General features: G+C 61.7%; 12 protein-coding genes. 8 read left to right on the top strand and 4 right to left on the bottom strand.

The features are described from left to right. Window positions 1-46 precede the first annotated feature (46 nt). Complete coding sequence (locus tag L6D82_RS15845; RefSeq protein WP_236190317.1) at window positions 47-1,783, bottom strand: IlvD/Edd family dehydratase; 1,737 nt, start codon at window positions 1,781-1,783, stop codon at window positions 47-49. A 193-nt stretch (window positions 1,784-1,976) separates the two neighbouring features. Here L6D82_RS15845 and L6D82_RS15850 point away from each other — a divergent pair, with 193 nt between their 5' ends. From L6D82_RS15850 to L6D82_RS15885, 8 genes are all read left to right on the top strand, one after another. Next, window positions 1,977-3,299 (top strand): MFS transporter, encoded by a 1,323-nt coding sequence (locus L6D82_RS15850; RefSeq protein WP_007957417.1) that lies wholly within the window; start codon window positions 1,977-1,979, stop codon window positions 3,297-3,299. 35 nt (window positions 3,300-3,334) lie between these two features. After that, window positions 3,335-4,327, top strand: coding sequence for an AraD1 family protein (araD1, locus tag L6D82_RS15855; RefSeq protein ID WP_085746238.1), 993 nt, complete (start codon window positions 3,335-3,337; stop codon window positions 4,325-4,327). Between the two features lie 9 nt (window positions 4,328-4,336). Further along, window positions 4,337-5,917, top strand: a complete 1,581-nt coding sequence (locus L6D82_RS15860; protein WP_236190318.1) for an aldehyde dehydrogenase (NADP(+)) — start codon at window positions 4,337-4,339, stop codon at window positions 5,915-5,917. A 205-nt stretch (window positions 5,918-6,122) separates the two neighbouring features. Further along, window positions 6,123-6,431, top strand: a complete 309-nt coding sequence (locus L6D82_RS15865; RefSeq protein WP_085746274.1) for a DUF5629 family protein — start codon at window positions 6,123-6,125, stop codon at window positions 6,429-6,431. Then, window positions 6,428-7,603 carry a lactonase family protein gene (locus L6D82_RS15870; RefSeq protein WP_236190320.1) on the top strand — a complete coding sequence of 392 codons (1,176 nt, stop codon included), beginning with the start codon at window positions 6,428-6,430 and terminating at the stop codon, window positions 7,601-7,603. The genes L6D82_RS15865 and L6D82_RS15870 overlap by 4 nt, the downstream gene beginning before the upstream one ends. 156 nt (window positions 7,604-7,759) lie before the next feature. Beyond that, on the top strand, window positions 7,760-7,939 hold the full coding sequence (locus L6D82_RS15875) for a hypothetical protein (RefSeq protein ID WP_011334602.1): 180 nt from the start codon (window positions 7,760-7,762) through the stop codon (window positions 7,937-7,939). A 255-nt stretch (window positions 7,940-8,194) separates the two neighbouring features. Continuing rightward, window positions 8,195-8,407: a hypothetical protein gene (locus L6D82_RS15880; RefSeq protein ID WP_085746241.1), complete on the top strand. Its 213-nt coding sequence runs from the start codon at window positions 8,195-8,197 to the stop codon at window positions 8,405-8,407. Then, entirely contained in the window at window positions 8,404-8,661 is a 258-nt protein-coding gene (locus L6D82_RS15885; protein ID WP_011334600.1) for a hypothetical protein, read from the top strand. The genes L6D82_RS15880 and L6D82_RS15885 overlap by 4 nt, the downstream gene beginning before the upstream one ends. A gap of 5 nt (window positions 8,662-8,666) precedes the next feature. Here L6D82_RS15885 and L6D82_RS15890 read toward each other — a convergent pair whose 3' ends face one another. From L6D82_RS15890 to L6D82_RS15900, 3 genes are read right to left on the bottom strand one after another with little or no spacing between them, the layout of a single operon-like run. Continuing rightward, on the bottom strand, window positions 8,667-9,251 hold the full coding sequence (locus L6D82_RS15890) for a glutathione S-transferase (protein WP_236190322.1): 585 nt from the start codon (window positions 9,249-9,251) through the stop codon (window positions 8,667-8,669). Then, window positions 9,248-12,889 carry an AAA family ATPase gene (locus tag L6D82_RS15895; protein ID WP_236190324.1) on the bottom strand — a complete coding sequence of 1,214 codons (3,642 nt, stop codon included), beginning with the start codon at window positions 12,887-12,889 and terminating at the stop codon, window positions 9,248-9,250. Before L6D82_RS15895 ends, L6D82_RS15890 begins: the two co-directional genes overlap by 4 nt. Continuing rightward, a complete protein-coding gene (locus L6D82_RS15900) occupies window positions 12,886-14,130 on the bottom strand; it encodes an exonuclease SbcCD subunit D C-terminal domain-containing protein (protein WP_236190325.1) in 1,245 nt (414 codons plus the stop codon). Before L6D82_RS15900 ends, L6D82_RS15895 begins: the two co-directional genes overlap by 4 nt. Window positions 14,131-14,155 lie beyond the last annotated feature (25 nt).

Here is a 14,155-nt window from a genome sequence, read left to right on the forward strand (position 1 = left end):
TTCCCACGCAGAGCGTGGGAATGATCAGGGCAGGGGGACGGCGGTGTTAGTGGGAATGGCGGGGGACTTCAGCCCCTCGGCAACCTACCAGGAAGTCGAAATCGCAACCCTGATCCGCCTGCAGCACATGGTCGATATACAACTGACGATACCCACCCACCAACAGCTGCTGCGGCGCTTGCAGATCCGCCATGCGCGCCGCCAGTTCAGCGTCCGGAATGTCCAGATGCAAACGCCCGCTGGCGCAGTCCAGCTCGATCCAGTCACCTTCCTTCACTGCCGCCAAAGGCCCGCCGGCCGCCGCTTCCGGCGCGACATGCAACACAACGGTGCCGTAGGCCGTGCCGCTCATGCGCGCATCGGAGATACGTACCATGTCGGTCACGCCCTGCGCCAGCAGCTTGGCCGGCAGCCCCATGTTGCCGACTTCGGCCATGCCCGGATAACCCTTCGGCCCGCAGTTCTTCATCACCAGAATCGAGTTGGCATCGACGTCCAGTTCCGGGTCGTTGATGCGCGCCTTGTACATGTCGAAGTTCTCGAACACCACCGCGCGGCCACGGTGCTGCATCAGCTCCGGCGTTGCGGCTGACGGTTTGAGCACCGCGCCCAGTGGCGCGAGGTTGCCGCGCAACACGCAGATGCCGCCGTCGGCGCGGATCGGATTGTCGAGGGTGCGGATCACTTCGTCTTCACCGTAGATCGGCGCGTCCTTGGTGTTCTCGCCGATGGATTTGCCGTTGACGGTCAGCGCGTTCGGATTCGGAATCAGATTGGCTTCGCCGAGGCGGCGCAACACGGCCGGCAATCCCCCGGCGTAGTAGAACTCTTCCATCAGGAAACGCCCGGACGGTTGCAGGTCGACAATGGTCGGCATGCCGCGACCGATGCGGGTCCAGTCGTCCAGATCCAGCTCGACGCCAATGCGCCCGGCGATGGCTTTGAGGTGGATTACCGCGTTGGTCGAACCGCCAATCGCTGCGTTGACCCGGATCGCATTTTCGAAGGCTTCCTTGGTCAGGATCTTCGACAGTTTCAGATCCTCACGAACCATCTCCACCGCACGCATGCCGGACATGTGCGCCAACACATAACGCCGCGCATCCACCGCCGGAATCGCCGCGTTGTGTGGCAGGGACGTGCCCAGTGCTTCGGCCATGCAAGCCATGGTCGACGCGGTGCCCATGGTGTTGCAGGTACCGGCCGAGCGGGACATGCCGCCCTCGGCCGCGAGGAAATCATCAATCGTGATGGTGCCGGCCTTGACCTGTTCGCTGAGCTGCCAGACCACGGTGCCGGAGCCGATGTCCTTGCCTTTGTGCTTGCCGTTGAGCATCGGCCCGCCGGTGACGACGATCGCCGGCACGTCGCAACTGGCTGCGCCCATCAGCAGGGCCGGGGTGGTCTTGTCGCAACCGGTCAGCAGCACCACGCCGTCAATCGGGTTGCCGCGAATCGCTTCCTCGACGTCCATGCTCGCCAGGTTGCGGGTGAGCATGGCGGTTGGGCGCAGGTTCGATTCGCCGTTGGAGAACACCGGGAATTCCACCGGGAAGCCGCCAGCCTCGATCACCCCGCGTTTGACGTGCTCTGCGATCTGGCGGAAGTGCGCGTTGCACGGGGTCAGTTCCGACCAGGTGTTGCAGATGCCGATGATCGGCTTGCCATGGAACTGATGGTCGGCGATGCCCTGATTCTTCATCCAGCTGCGGTACATGAAGCCGTTCTTGTCGGCCGTGCCAAACCATTGGGCGGAGCGCAGGGTGAGTTTCTTATCAGACATGATCGATTCTCTTATTGTAAGACTATTGTTTGCGAGCTTCGGCTAAACATATGCGCAAAATCGTCGATTTGGAAGTGTTGTCGCATAATTAGTATTACTATATAGTCGTTTTCGACGGAGGGATGGCCCTGGCGATTTTCCGCGAGAGGCGTTCCCCGAGGTTCCATAAAAACAACAATCGGAGACCGATCTCATGAGCCAGGAACTGCGGCTTGTCCGGCGCATCACGCTGAAACTGATTCCCTTCCTGATCCTGCTGTACCTGATCGCCTATGTGGATCGCTCGGCCGTCGGCTTCGCCAAGCTGCACATGGGCGCCGACATCGGTATCGGCGATGCTGCCTACGGCCTCGGTGCCGGGCTGTTTTTCATCGGCTACTTTCTGTTTGAAATCCCCAGCAACCTGATGCTCGAACGCTTCGGCGCGCGGCGCTGGTTTGCGCGGATCATGATCACCTGGGGCGCGATCACCATCGGCATGGCCTTCGTCCAGGGCCCGCACAGTTTCTACGTGATGCGCTTTCTGCTCGGCGCGGCGGAGGCGGGGTTCTTTCCCGGCGTTCTGTACTACATCACCCAATGGTTTCCGGTGCGCCATCGCGGCAAGATCCTCGGGCTGTTCATCCTTTCCCAACCCATCGCGATGATGATCACCGGCCCCGTTTCGGGCGGTTTGCTGGGCATGGACGGCATCCTCGGCCTGCATGGCTGGCAGTGGCTGTTCATCGTCATCGGCACCCCGGCGATCCTGCTGACCTGGCCGGTACTGCGCTGGCTGCCGGACGGCCCGCAGCAAGTGAAATGGATGGACCAGGCCGAAAAGGACTGGCTGACCGGCGAGCTGAAAAAGGACCTGCAGGAATACGGCCAGACCCGTCACGGCAATCCGCTGCATGCACTGAAAGACAAACGCGTGCTGCTGCTGGCGCTGTTTTACCTGCCGGTGACCCTGAGCATTTATGGCCTGGGCCTGTGGCTGCCGACCCTGATCAAACAGTTCGGCGGCAGCGATCTGGTGACAGGTTTCGTGTCTTCGGTGCCGTACATTTTCGGGATCATCGGCCTGCTGATCATTCCGCGCAGCTCCGACCGTTTGAATGATCGCTACGGCCATCTGGCGGTGCTTTATGTGCTGGGCGCGATCGGCCTGTTCCTCAGCGCGTGGCTGTCGTTGCCGGTGGCGCAACTGGCGGCGTTGTGTCTGGTGGCGTTCGCGCTGTTTTCCTGCACGGCGGTGTTCTGGACGCTGCCGGGGCGGTTCTTTGCCGGTGCCAGCGCGGCGGCCGGGATCGCGTTGATCAACTCGGTGGGCAACCTCGGCGGTTACATCGGCCCGTTCGTGATCGGCGCGCTGAAGGAATACACCGGCAACCTCGCTTCGGGCCTGTACTTCCTGTCCGGGGTGATGGTGTTCGGGCTGATTCTGACGGGTGTCGTCTATCGCTTGCTGGAGCGCAAGCATGTGCTGCCAGTCGAGCAATTTGCAGCGAGTGCACGGGGTGCGACGCGTACCTGATTTCGATCCAGGATTTGTTTTAACAGGAGAACATCATGCATCTGGTTCAATTCGAATTGAGTAGCGGCGAGCGCCGTGTCGGGGTGGTCGAGGACGGCCTCGTGCGTGAAGTACAAGATGCGCGCACGGTTCGCGATCTGGCCCTGGCCGCGATCGAGGCTGGCAGCACCCTCGCGCAGCAAGTGCAAACCCTTGGCCTCGGCATCAGTCACGATTACGCCGAATTGCTGGCCAAACTGCGCATTTTGCCACCGCTGGACCACCCGGACCCGGCGCACCTGCTGGTCAGCGGCACCGGCCTCACGCACCTCGGCAGCGCCTCGGCCCGGGACAAGATGCACCAGCAGGCCGGCGACGAGGCGGCGATGACCGACACCATGCGCATCTTCAAGTGGGGCGTGGAGGGCGGAAAACCGGCGGCGGGGCAGGCCGGTGTGCAGCCGGAATGGTTCTACAAGGGCGACGGCAGCATCGTTGTGCGTCCCGGTCAGCCGTTCCCGCTGCCGCCGTTTGCCGAAGACGCCGGCGAGGAGCCAGAAATGGCCGGGCTCTACATCATCGGCCACGACGGCAAGCCGTATCGCCTCGGTTTCGCGGTGGGCAACGAATTCTCCGATCACGTCATGGAGCGCAAGAATTACCTGTATCTGGCCCACTCGAAACTGCGCAGTTGCAGCTACGGCCCGGAACTTCGCACGGGTGAATTGCCTCAACACCTGGCGGGCACCAGCCGCATCCTGCGCGACGGTGAAGTGCTGTGGCAGAACGAGTTCCTCAGCGGTGAGGCCAACATGTGCCACAGCCTGGCGAACCTCGAATACCACCACTTCAAGTACAGCCAGTTCCTGCGTCCCGGTGACGTGCACATTCACTTCTTCGGCACCGCGACCCTGTCGTTCGCCGATGGCATTCGCACTCAGCCGGGCGACGTGTTCGAGATCAGCCAGGCCGAATTCGGCGCACCGCTGGTCAACGGCATCGCTCCGGTCGCAGCGGCATTCGAACCGGACAGCATCGGCACCCTTTAAGGAGATCCCATGACTCAGATTCTCGGTCACAACTACATCGGTGGTCGTCGCAGTGCGGCGGGCAACGTCAAGCTGCAGAGCGTGGACGCCACCACGGGCGAAGCACTGCCCCACGATTTCATTCAGGCCACGGAAGCGGAAGTAGACGCCGCCGCCAAAGCCGCTGCGGCGGCGTATCCGGCGTATCGCAGCCTCAGCGCCGAACGCCGCGCGCAGTTTCTCGATGCGATTGCCGATGAACTGGACGCGCTGGGCGATGATTTCGTCGCCGTGGTCTGTCGCGAAACCGCACTGCCGGCCGGGCGGATTCAAGGTGAAAGAGGGCGCACCAGCGGCCAGATGCGCTTGTTCGCCAAAGTCCTGCGACGCGGTGATTTCTACGGTGCGCGGATCGATTTGCCGTTGCCGGATCGTCAGCCGCTGCCACGTCCGGATCTGCGCCAATACCGCATCGGCCTCGGCCCAGTGGCGGTGTTCGGTGCAAGCAATTTTCCGCTGGCATTCTCCACCGCTGGCGGCGATACCGCGTCGGCGCTGGCGGCCGGTTGCCCGGTGGTGTTCAAGGCCCACAGCGGCCACATGGCCACCGCTGAGCTGGTCGCCGATGCGCTGATCCGTGCAGCAGAAAAAACCGCGATGCCGGCCGGTGTGTACAACATGATCTACGGTGGTGGCGTCGGTGAATGGCTGGTCAAACATCCGGCCATTCAGGCGGTAGGTTTCACCGGTTCGCTGCGGGGCGGACGGGCGCTGTGTGACATGGCTGCCGCGCGGCCTCAGCCGATCCCGGTGTTCGCCGAGATGTCGAGCATCAACCCGGTGATTGTGTTGCCTCAGGCGCTGGCCGTGCGTTCGGAAACGGTCGCTCGCGATCTGACAGCGTCGGTGGTGCAGGGCTGCGGTCAGTTCTGTACCAATCCGGGCCTGGTGATCGGCATCCGTTCGCCACAGTTCACCGCATTCGTTGAGCAAGTCGCGGCGCTGATCGGTGATCAACCGGCGCAAACCATGCTCAATGCCGGGACCCTCGGCAGCTACGGCAAGGGCGTGGAAAAACTTTTGGTGCACGCTGGCATCGAGCATCTGGCGGGCAATCCGCAACAGGGCAATCAGGCGCAGCCGCAGTTGTTCAAAGCGGATGTTCGCCTGCTGATCGATGGCGATGAAGTGCTGCAGGAAGAGGTGTTCGGCCCGACCACAGTGATTGTCGAAGTGGCCGATCAGGCGCAGTTGAGCGCGGCGTTGAATGGCCTGCACGGGCAACTGACGGCGACCATCATCGGCGAGCAGACGGATTTCGAGCGCTTCCCGGAGCTGACGCCGTTGCTGGAACAGAAGGTCGGGCGGATCCTGCTCAATGGTTATCCGACCGGTGTCGAAGTCTGTGATTCGATGGTTCACGGCGGTCCGTATCCGGCGACGTCCGATGCTCGAGGTACCTCGGTGGGGACGCTGGCGATCGATCGATTCCTGCGTCCGGTGTGCTTCCAGAATTACCCCGACAGCCTGCTGCCGGAACCGCTGAAAAACGCCAACCCGCTGCGTATTCAGCGGCTGGTCGACGGCAAGCCATCGCGCGAAGCCCTCTAAGCCCCATGCCATGATCGTTCCCACGCTGCGTTTCGTTGATCGTTCCCACGCTCCGCGTGGGAATGCAGCCCGGGACGCTCTGCGTCCCATTCGAGAGCTGGAACGCGGAGCGTCCCTTGAGGCATTCCCACGCAGAGCGTGGGAACGATCAAGAGCGGGGCTTTGAGCTATCATTGGCCCTTTCCCCCTGAAAGACATGATTGCCATGACTGCCGTAACCGACACCCTTCTCAACGCCCTCGAACACTGCGGTATGGTCGAAATCGACGGCCTGCACGCTTTCGAATTCGCCCTCGACGAAGACGACAACCTGCACATCGAATGCATCGATGGCCGTACCGCCAAGCACTGGGAATTCACCCCGGCTCAGGTGGCGGCGGCGACGTTTGATGAAGACCTGCAGAGCTGGTTGATCGTCGGTTTTTCCAGCGACACCAAAACCGTTGGCGAACACCGTCTGGTGTGCCTCGGTGACGTACTGAGCAGTGCCGACGACGAGGATGAAACTGAATGAACATGCGTAAATTCTGGCCATTGCTGATGGCCGGCAGTGTCGGCGCGATGGGCCTTTCCAGTGCCTCGGCCGAGAGCTTCCAGTTTTTGGTGGGCTCCTACACCGCCGGCACCAGCGAAGGCATCTACCGGATGAACTTCAACAGCGCCACCGGCCAGATCGCCGCCAAACCGCTGCAAGTGATCAAGAGCGAAAACCCGTCGTGGCTGACCCTTTCGAAGGATCAGCACCGGGTGTTCGTGGTCAACGAAAACGGCCCGGGCCAGAAAGATCCGGTCGGCCGCGTCAGCAGTTATTCCATCGATCCGAAGACCCACGCCCTGACCCTGATCAATCAAGTGCAGAGCCTGGGCAACGAGCCGACCCATTCGAGCCTCAGCGGCGACGCCAGCCATCTGTTCGTCAGCAACTACTCGGTGGTTGAAGATCCGGGCGGCACCCTTGCGGTATTGCCGGTGGGCAGCGACGGCAAGCTCAAACCGGTGGTGCAGATGAGCGCGCACCCGGCGAGCCGGGTCAATCCCGAGCGCCAAGCCTCGAACCACGTGCACTCGACGGTGTCCTCGCCGGACGGTCGTTACGTGTTCTCCAATGACCTGGGTGCGGACAAGGTCTTCATCTACCAATTCGACCCGAAAGCCAACCCGGAACTGCCGCTGACCCCGGCGAAAACCGCGTCGGTGCAACTGCCAGCCGGCAGCGGCCCGCGTCATCTGCTGTTCAGCGCTGACGGCAAACATGCCTGGCTGACCATGGAAATGAGTGCTCAGGTCGCAGTGTTCGATTACAAGGACGGCGTCCTGACCCAGACGCAACTGGTCGATCTGGCTGCCGGCCAGCCGACGTCGGACAAAGCCGCCGCCGCGCTGCACGCGTCCGTCGACGGCAAATTCCTCTACGTCAGCAACCGTGGTACCGCCAATCAGCTGCTGGTGTTCGCCATCGACCCGGCCAGTGGCCAGCTCAAGGAACTGCAACGACGTTCGGTGGAAGGCGATCACCCGCGTGAGTTCAGCCTCGATCCAAGCGGCAAATTCCTGCTGATCGCCAACCAGAAGAGCAACCAGATTGTCGTGGTCGAGCGCGACGACAAGACCGGTTTGCTGGGCAAAACCGTGCAAAAACTGTCGATGGACGCCCCGAGCGATCTGAAGTTTCTCGTGCGTCAATAAGCCGCAGGCCCCGGTTTGCGGGGCCTGAAGCTATGTATTAATCCTGCTGATAACAGGTAATGTTGCAAAGCATTTCAAGCGATAGACCCTCGAGCGTTAAGTTTGCTTCACGGCCCAACCGGGCAAGCAAGCCAACTGAACACGAGGGTTACCACCATGAACTTCAATCTCTTCTCGATCATCGCCGCTTCCGCCATCTCCGCCACCGTGGCTCTGCCAGCCAGTGCCAACGTTGAAATCAGCGACAAAAAATCCCACACCCAGAGCTACACCCAGAAATACCTGCAACAAAGCGCCAACTTCTACGCCGCGCTGGATCACAAAGCTCAACACTGAAATTTCCGTCACACCCTGGAACTGCCCAAGACTGCGATCCTTTGATCTTGTTTCTCAAAAAGCAAAATCAAAAGATCGCAGCCTTGGGCAGTTTTTTGCCTGCGCAACGACCGACGACAGCTATTTTCAAACAGCGAGATAGACCGGCTAAATAATCAACGAAGCTGATGGTTACTATGGAAAACCCTGAGTGGTTACCCCGGCTTTTTTGATCGATTCTGTGGACCTCGAAACATTGTCCACGGAGCACACATCATGGCCAGTTCAATCATCACTTCCGCTAAACGCGGCGCCTACGTGGCCATCGGTCTGTACCTGGTCATGGTGCTGTTTGTCAGTCTGGCGTCGCAGTCGCAACACAGCTTCGAAGCACCAATCGACGTCGCCCATCCCGGCATCCAGTTCGAACTCCGCTCGCAAAACGCGACGGTGGATTCAGCTGAACTCGCGGGAGTCGGCGGAGCATGAAAGGCTACAGACTCTGGGTCATTGCCGGACTGGCGTTCATGACCAACGGCGCTTCGCTTTTGGGATTCGGTCAGGGCTCGGTCGGTGGACTGGCCCGGGCCATAGAGGCCAATCACAGCATCGCTCACAACATCGAACGGGCCAATGCGCTGGGGCTGCTGGCCGGCAATCCGCCAGTGAAAACCGCCAGCGGATTTCTTGGTCCGTTCGAAGTGGATTGCTCGGCCATCGGCATGTGTGAAGTGCTGGCGTAACGTGCCTACTTTTTCATGATGCCGGTGAACAGCTCCGATTCCAGAAACCGCTGCAACCAGGCCTGCAACCGCACGTAAGGCGTCTGTGCAAACCAGTCACGATCAACGTGAGCAAACTGGCGAACGAACGGCAACAGCGCGATATCGGCCAGGCTCGGATGCGCGGTCAACAAGTAATCGCGACCCTCGAGCAGCTCATCGAGCCGCTGCAAGAACAACGCACCTTCCGCGCGATAAACCTCCATCGGCTGTTCCGGATAACGCTCGGCGTACTTGTAGCGATTCAAGTGAATCTTGAACACTTGATCGTTGGCTTCAATCAACTCGGCGATCCTTGAATCGCCCCCCAGCAACCACTCATCCGGATCGTTCTGCGCCAGCGCCCAGCGCATGATCTCCAGACTTTCATCGATCACCTGACCGTCCGCATCCAGCACCGGCACCGTGCCCTTGGGCGAGATCGCCAGCATCTGGGCCGGTTTGGCTTTCAGGCTGACTTCAACGATCTCAATCGGCACACCCGAATAACGCAGGGCCATCCGCGCCCGCATCGCGTACGGGCAGCGGCGGAAGGAATACAGCGTGTTCATTTCACCTCCAGTGTGCTCAAACCGTTGCCCTGGCGCTGTACCTGAATCTGCACCGGAATCCGCTCGTGCATTTCCTGCACGTGGGAAATCACCGCGACCTTGCGGCCTTGCGCCTGCAAGCCGTCGAGGGCGTCCATGGCCAGTTGCAGGGATTCCGGATCTAGGCTGCCGAAACCTTCGTCGATGAACAGTGATTCGATCTTCAACGTGCTCGACGCCATCGAGGCCAGGCCCAGCGCGAGGGCCAGCGACACCAGGAAGGTTTCGCCACCGGACAGCGAATGCACCGAGCGCAGTTCGTCGCCCATTTCGGTGTCCATCACCAGCAGGCCGAGCATGCTGCCGCCACGCTTGAGGCGATAGCGCTTGACCAGTTGCCGCAGCTGCACGTTGGCGTGATGCACCAGTAGGTCAAGGTTGTAGGCCTGGGCGATCTTGCGGAAGGTGTCGCCGGTGGCCGAGCCGATCAGCGCATTGAGCCGCGCCCAGCGCTGATACTCGGCATAGGCGTCGGCGATCTGCTGCGCGAGCGCCTGATTGGCATTCTGGCGCCGCTGGTCTTCGGCCTGCTCGGCGCGCAGTTCGGCGCATTGCTGTTCGCTGGCCGTGCACTGGTTTTGCAGGTCGGCGAGGGCGCTGGCGAGTTGTTCGGCATCCAGATTGCCGTTGTGTTGGGACTGATGATCGAGCAGGCGCTGATCGCGTTCCTGCAACAACACCTTGGCCTGTTCAACGGCTTTTTCGTTGCGCTGCAAGCGCTGGCGCAGTTCATCGACTTGCGCGTCATCGACCCGCAGCAAGTCTTCGAGGCCACCGTCATCCAGCTCCGGATGGCGGGCGCGCCAGTCGGCAATTTTGCCGGCCAGATCGCGGTCTTCGGTTTCCAGCGCTTGCAGACGTTCCTGCTGCGCTTTCAGTTCGGCGGCGATTTGCACGAGCTGCGTACGCGCGTCCTGCAGCGCCTGAGTCGTCGTGGATTCGGCGTTGCGCGCCTGTTCCACCGCCTGTTCCAGTTGCTGCTGCCAATGCTCGGCGCAGGTGTGATCACCCAGCAATTGCGCAAGCTTCTCTTGGCTGGCCTGTTGTTGCCCTGTCAGCGTGTTGAGCTGCTGCTCAGCGTTTTGCAGCTGCTGCACACGGCCCTGTTGGCGGTCCTGTTCTTTCTCAAGCGTCTGCTGGCGTTGTTGCTGTTCGGCCAGCTCTTCCTTCTGTTGATCGACTTGCGCCAGACGTTCGGCAATCTGCCGGTCAAGCTGCATGAAGGTCGCGGCCGGTTCGGCGCGCAAGGCGTCGAGGGTGTCGCTCGGCAGCAGTGTGGCGAAGGCCGCCAGTTCTTCGTCCAGGCGTTGGCGATCAGCACTCAGCTCGCGCTGCTGATTGCTCAGGTGCTGCGACGCTTGGTGGTGTGCGGTTTCGGCCTGACGCAATTGCTGGGTCAGACGCGCCGCATCCTGTTGCAACGTGAGCAGGGCGGTCTGGCGCTGTTCGTCCTGGGTGATGCTCTGGTTCAGTTGATCGTTCTGGCGAGTCAGCCACGCGGCGCGCTTGTCACTGTCCTGATTCAGCAACGACGCAGCCAGCGGATGCGCCTCGATGCTCGGCGTCAGCGATTGTTGCTGAGCAGCCAGTTGTTCCTGCTGTTGCAGCAACTCTTTCTGTTGGGCAATCACGCCACCGACGCTGGCGCGCAGCTCGGTGAGTTTTTCCTTCAGTTGATCGACGGCTTGCTGCGCGCTGGCCTGCTCGCTTTCGTCGTGACGGCCGAGGCTTTGCAACAGGGCTTCCGGCTGGTGATACGGATGTTCGTTGCTGCCGCAGACCGGGCACGGCTGGTCGTCCTGCAACTGCGCGCGCAGCTCTTCGACACTGGCACTGCGGGCCAGACGCTGACGTTCGAGCAATTCACGGGTGACGTTGAGGGTCTGTTCGGCGACAGTCAGCTCGGACTTGGTTTTCACCCCGTCCTGGGTCAGGCGCTCGCGCTCCTGTTGCGCATCGAGCTGACGCTGTTGCAGTTCGGCACTGCGTTTGTCCAGCTCCTGCTGACTGGCCCACAGGCGCGTCAGGTCTTCAATGGCGCGCAGCTGCTTGCGGTTGTCCTGCAACAGAGTGCCGAGGATGCCGATCTGTTCGGCGACCGCGTCCGGTTCGGCACCAGCCTCCTTGAACAATACTTCCAGCTGTTGCTTCTGCGTGGCGAGCGCTTCGCTGGCGCGAGTGGCGTTTTCTTCGAGAGAGGCCAGTTCACCTTGGCCCTTGTTCAACCGATTGCCGATCAGCATCAGTTGCTGCAAGCGGTCGCGATAGGCATTCCACGCTTCGCTCAATGGTGCCAAGTGAGCGCTTTGCTCAAGATCAGCGGCAATGCGCTGCAAGCGTTCGGCGACCTGTTTTTGCTGATCGAGCAGGGACTGGATCGTGCTTTGGCCCTGAGTGCAGGCTTGCTCTGCGGCGTGCTTCGTTTCGGTGCCGGACGCAACGTCCTTGGCAAGGCGGGCGAGGGTGCTTTGCTCCTCGAAAGCCTGGCGCAACAGCGGCGCGCTTTCGCTCAGCTGCGTTTGCGCCTGGGTCAGGGCGATCTGCGCTGCGGCGAGATCCTGTTCCAGTCGCGTCTGGCGCTCGGTCAGCTCGCTATGTTGCTGGGTATGCGCGTGGATCTGTGCAGCGAGTGGCGTCAGCTGGGTATCAAGTTCGGTTTTGCGGGCGAACTGGTGCCGTTGCGGGGCAAGTTGTTCGAGGCGGGTGAGCTTCAGACGCTCACCGGCCAGCGACTCCCTTTCGTGCTCGGCGCTGCGCAGTTGTTCGGCGGCGGCCTGTTGCGAGTCTTGCAGCCGCAGCAGTTCCTTGAGCCAGTCGTGCTGCTGCTCGATTTGTTTGAGCTGCGCCTGCTGCAACTTGAGTTGTTGCTGGGCGGCATTGAAGCGCTCGTCGAGTTCTGCGCGAGCCTCGGGGGCCAGCGGGGTCACGCCGGTAGCCTGATCCTGCAACTGCTTGTGGGCTTCGCGGGCCTCCTTGGTCTTGTCGAATGCGCGGCGGCCGAGGCGGGTGTAGAGCGCGGTATCGGTGAGTTTTTCCAGCAGTTCGCTGCGGTCGTTGTCGTCGGCCTTGAGGAACGCACTGAATTCGCTCTGGGCCAGCAGCACGGCGCGGGTGAATTGTTCGAAGTTCAGGCCCAGCGCGGCTTCAAGCTGAGTCTTGTACTCGCCTTTCTGGCTGGCGAGCAGTTGATCCTGATCGATGTCGCGCAGGCTCTGACGGCTGGCCTGCAACTTGCCGCCGGCCTTTTCCCGAGCGCGGTTGGCTTCCCAGCGCGCGCGATAGCGACGGCCATCGACGCCGACAAAATCTACTTCGGCAAAGCCTTCACCCGTGCCGCGACGCAGCAGGGTGCGCGGGTCGCCGGTGGCGATTTCGCCGTCGGCGTCCGGCACTTTGGCGTCACGCCCGGTGTTGTTCAGACGCGGCACGGCGCCGAACAGCGCCAGACACAGCGCATCGAGCAAGGTACTTTTGCCGGCGCCGGTCGGGCCGGTGATCGCAAACAGTCCGGCGCTGGCCAGCGGTTCGGCGGTGAAGTCGATCTCGAACGGGCCGGCCAGCGAAGCGAGGTTCTTCAAACGAATGGCGAGAATCTTCATGGCTGCTCGCTCTCCATCTGGACGTCTTGCAGCAGCTCGGCGAAGTCCTTGAGGGTTTGCTCATCGACCTCGCTGCCGTAGTTGTCGAGCCAGGCGCGGCTGAACAATTCCTGCGGCGTGAGCTGGTCCAGTTCGATCAGCGCGCTGCCGTCCTCGGCGCCGTCAGCGCCCCGGTTGCCGGCGTATTCGGCGGCAATTCGCACCAGTCGCACAGCCTTGCCTTGCAGGGCGTTTTCGACCTGATGGCGCAGATCCGGCTGCGGTTCGTCGAGGCGCACCCGCACTTCCAGCCACGGCTGACGCTGGGTTTCGGCCAGCAGGTCGATATTCGGCAGGTCCGCCAGTTGCAGCAGGATTTCCGCCAGCGGCGCAGGGCCGAGGCGTTGCAGATTGACGGAGCGGGGGATCAGCATTGGCTCGACGCTGACCAGGGTTTCGCCGTCCAGAACGACGTCGAGCACCTGATGCTGATAGCTGATTTCCGAAAATGACAACGGGATCGGTGAACCGCTGTAGCGAATCCGTTCTTCACCGTTGACCTTCTGCGGCTTGTGCAAATGGCCGAGGGCGACATAGCTGATGCTCGGCCCGAACAGGCTGGCGGGCAGGGCTTCGGCGTTGCCGATGATCAGGCTGCGCTCGGAGTCTTCCGATACCGAACCACCGGCCATGTGCGCGTGGCTGATGGCGACCAGTGCCTGGCCCGGTTGGCGCTTGGCATTCGCTGCTTCGATCAGCCATTCATGCACCTGACCTATGCCGCGCAGGTAGTTGTCGCCGAGATGCGCGCCGGTCACTTCGGCAGGCCGCAGGAACGGCAGCGCCAGGCACCACGCGGCAATCTCGCCGGACGCATTCGGCAGCGGCAACAACAGACGCTCCGCATCCAGTTGCCCGTCATCCAGCCACAACACCCTGCCCAGCGCATGGGTACGCAAACGCCGCATCAACGGCGCGGGCAGTTCGATCCGCGAACCGGAATCGTGGTTGCCGGCGATCATCACGATGGTCAGCAACGGCTGCTGTTCATGGGCGCTGACGATGAAGTCGTAGAGGCGTTCCTGGGCTTTGACCGGTGGATTGACCGTGTCGAAGATGTCGCCGGCAATCAGCAGCACGTCCGGCTGCGCCAGCTTCAATTGGCGCAGCAGCCACTCGAGAAAACAGGCGTGCTCGAAATCGCGTTCCTGGCCGTGCAGGTTCTGCCCAAGGTGCCAGTCGGAGGTGTGAAACAGACGCAAGGCTGACTCCGCAATATAAAGAAGT

The organism is Pseudomonas paraglycinae (assembly GCF_021601625.1).
In the GTDB taxonomy this organism is placed as follows: Bacteria; Pseudomonadota; Gammaproteobacteria; order Pseudomonadales; family Pseudomonadaceae; genus Aquipseudomonas; species Aquipseudomonas paraglycinae.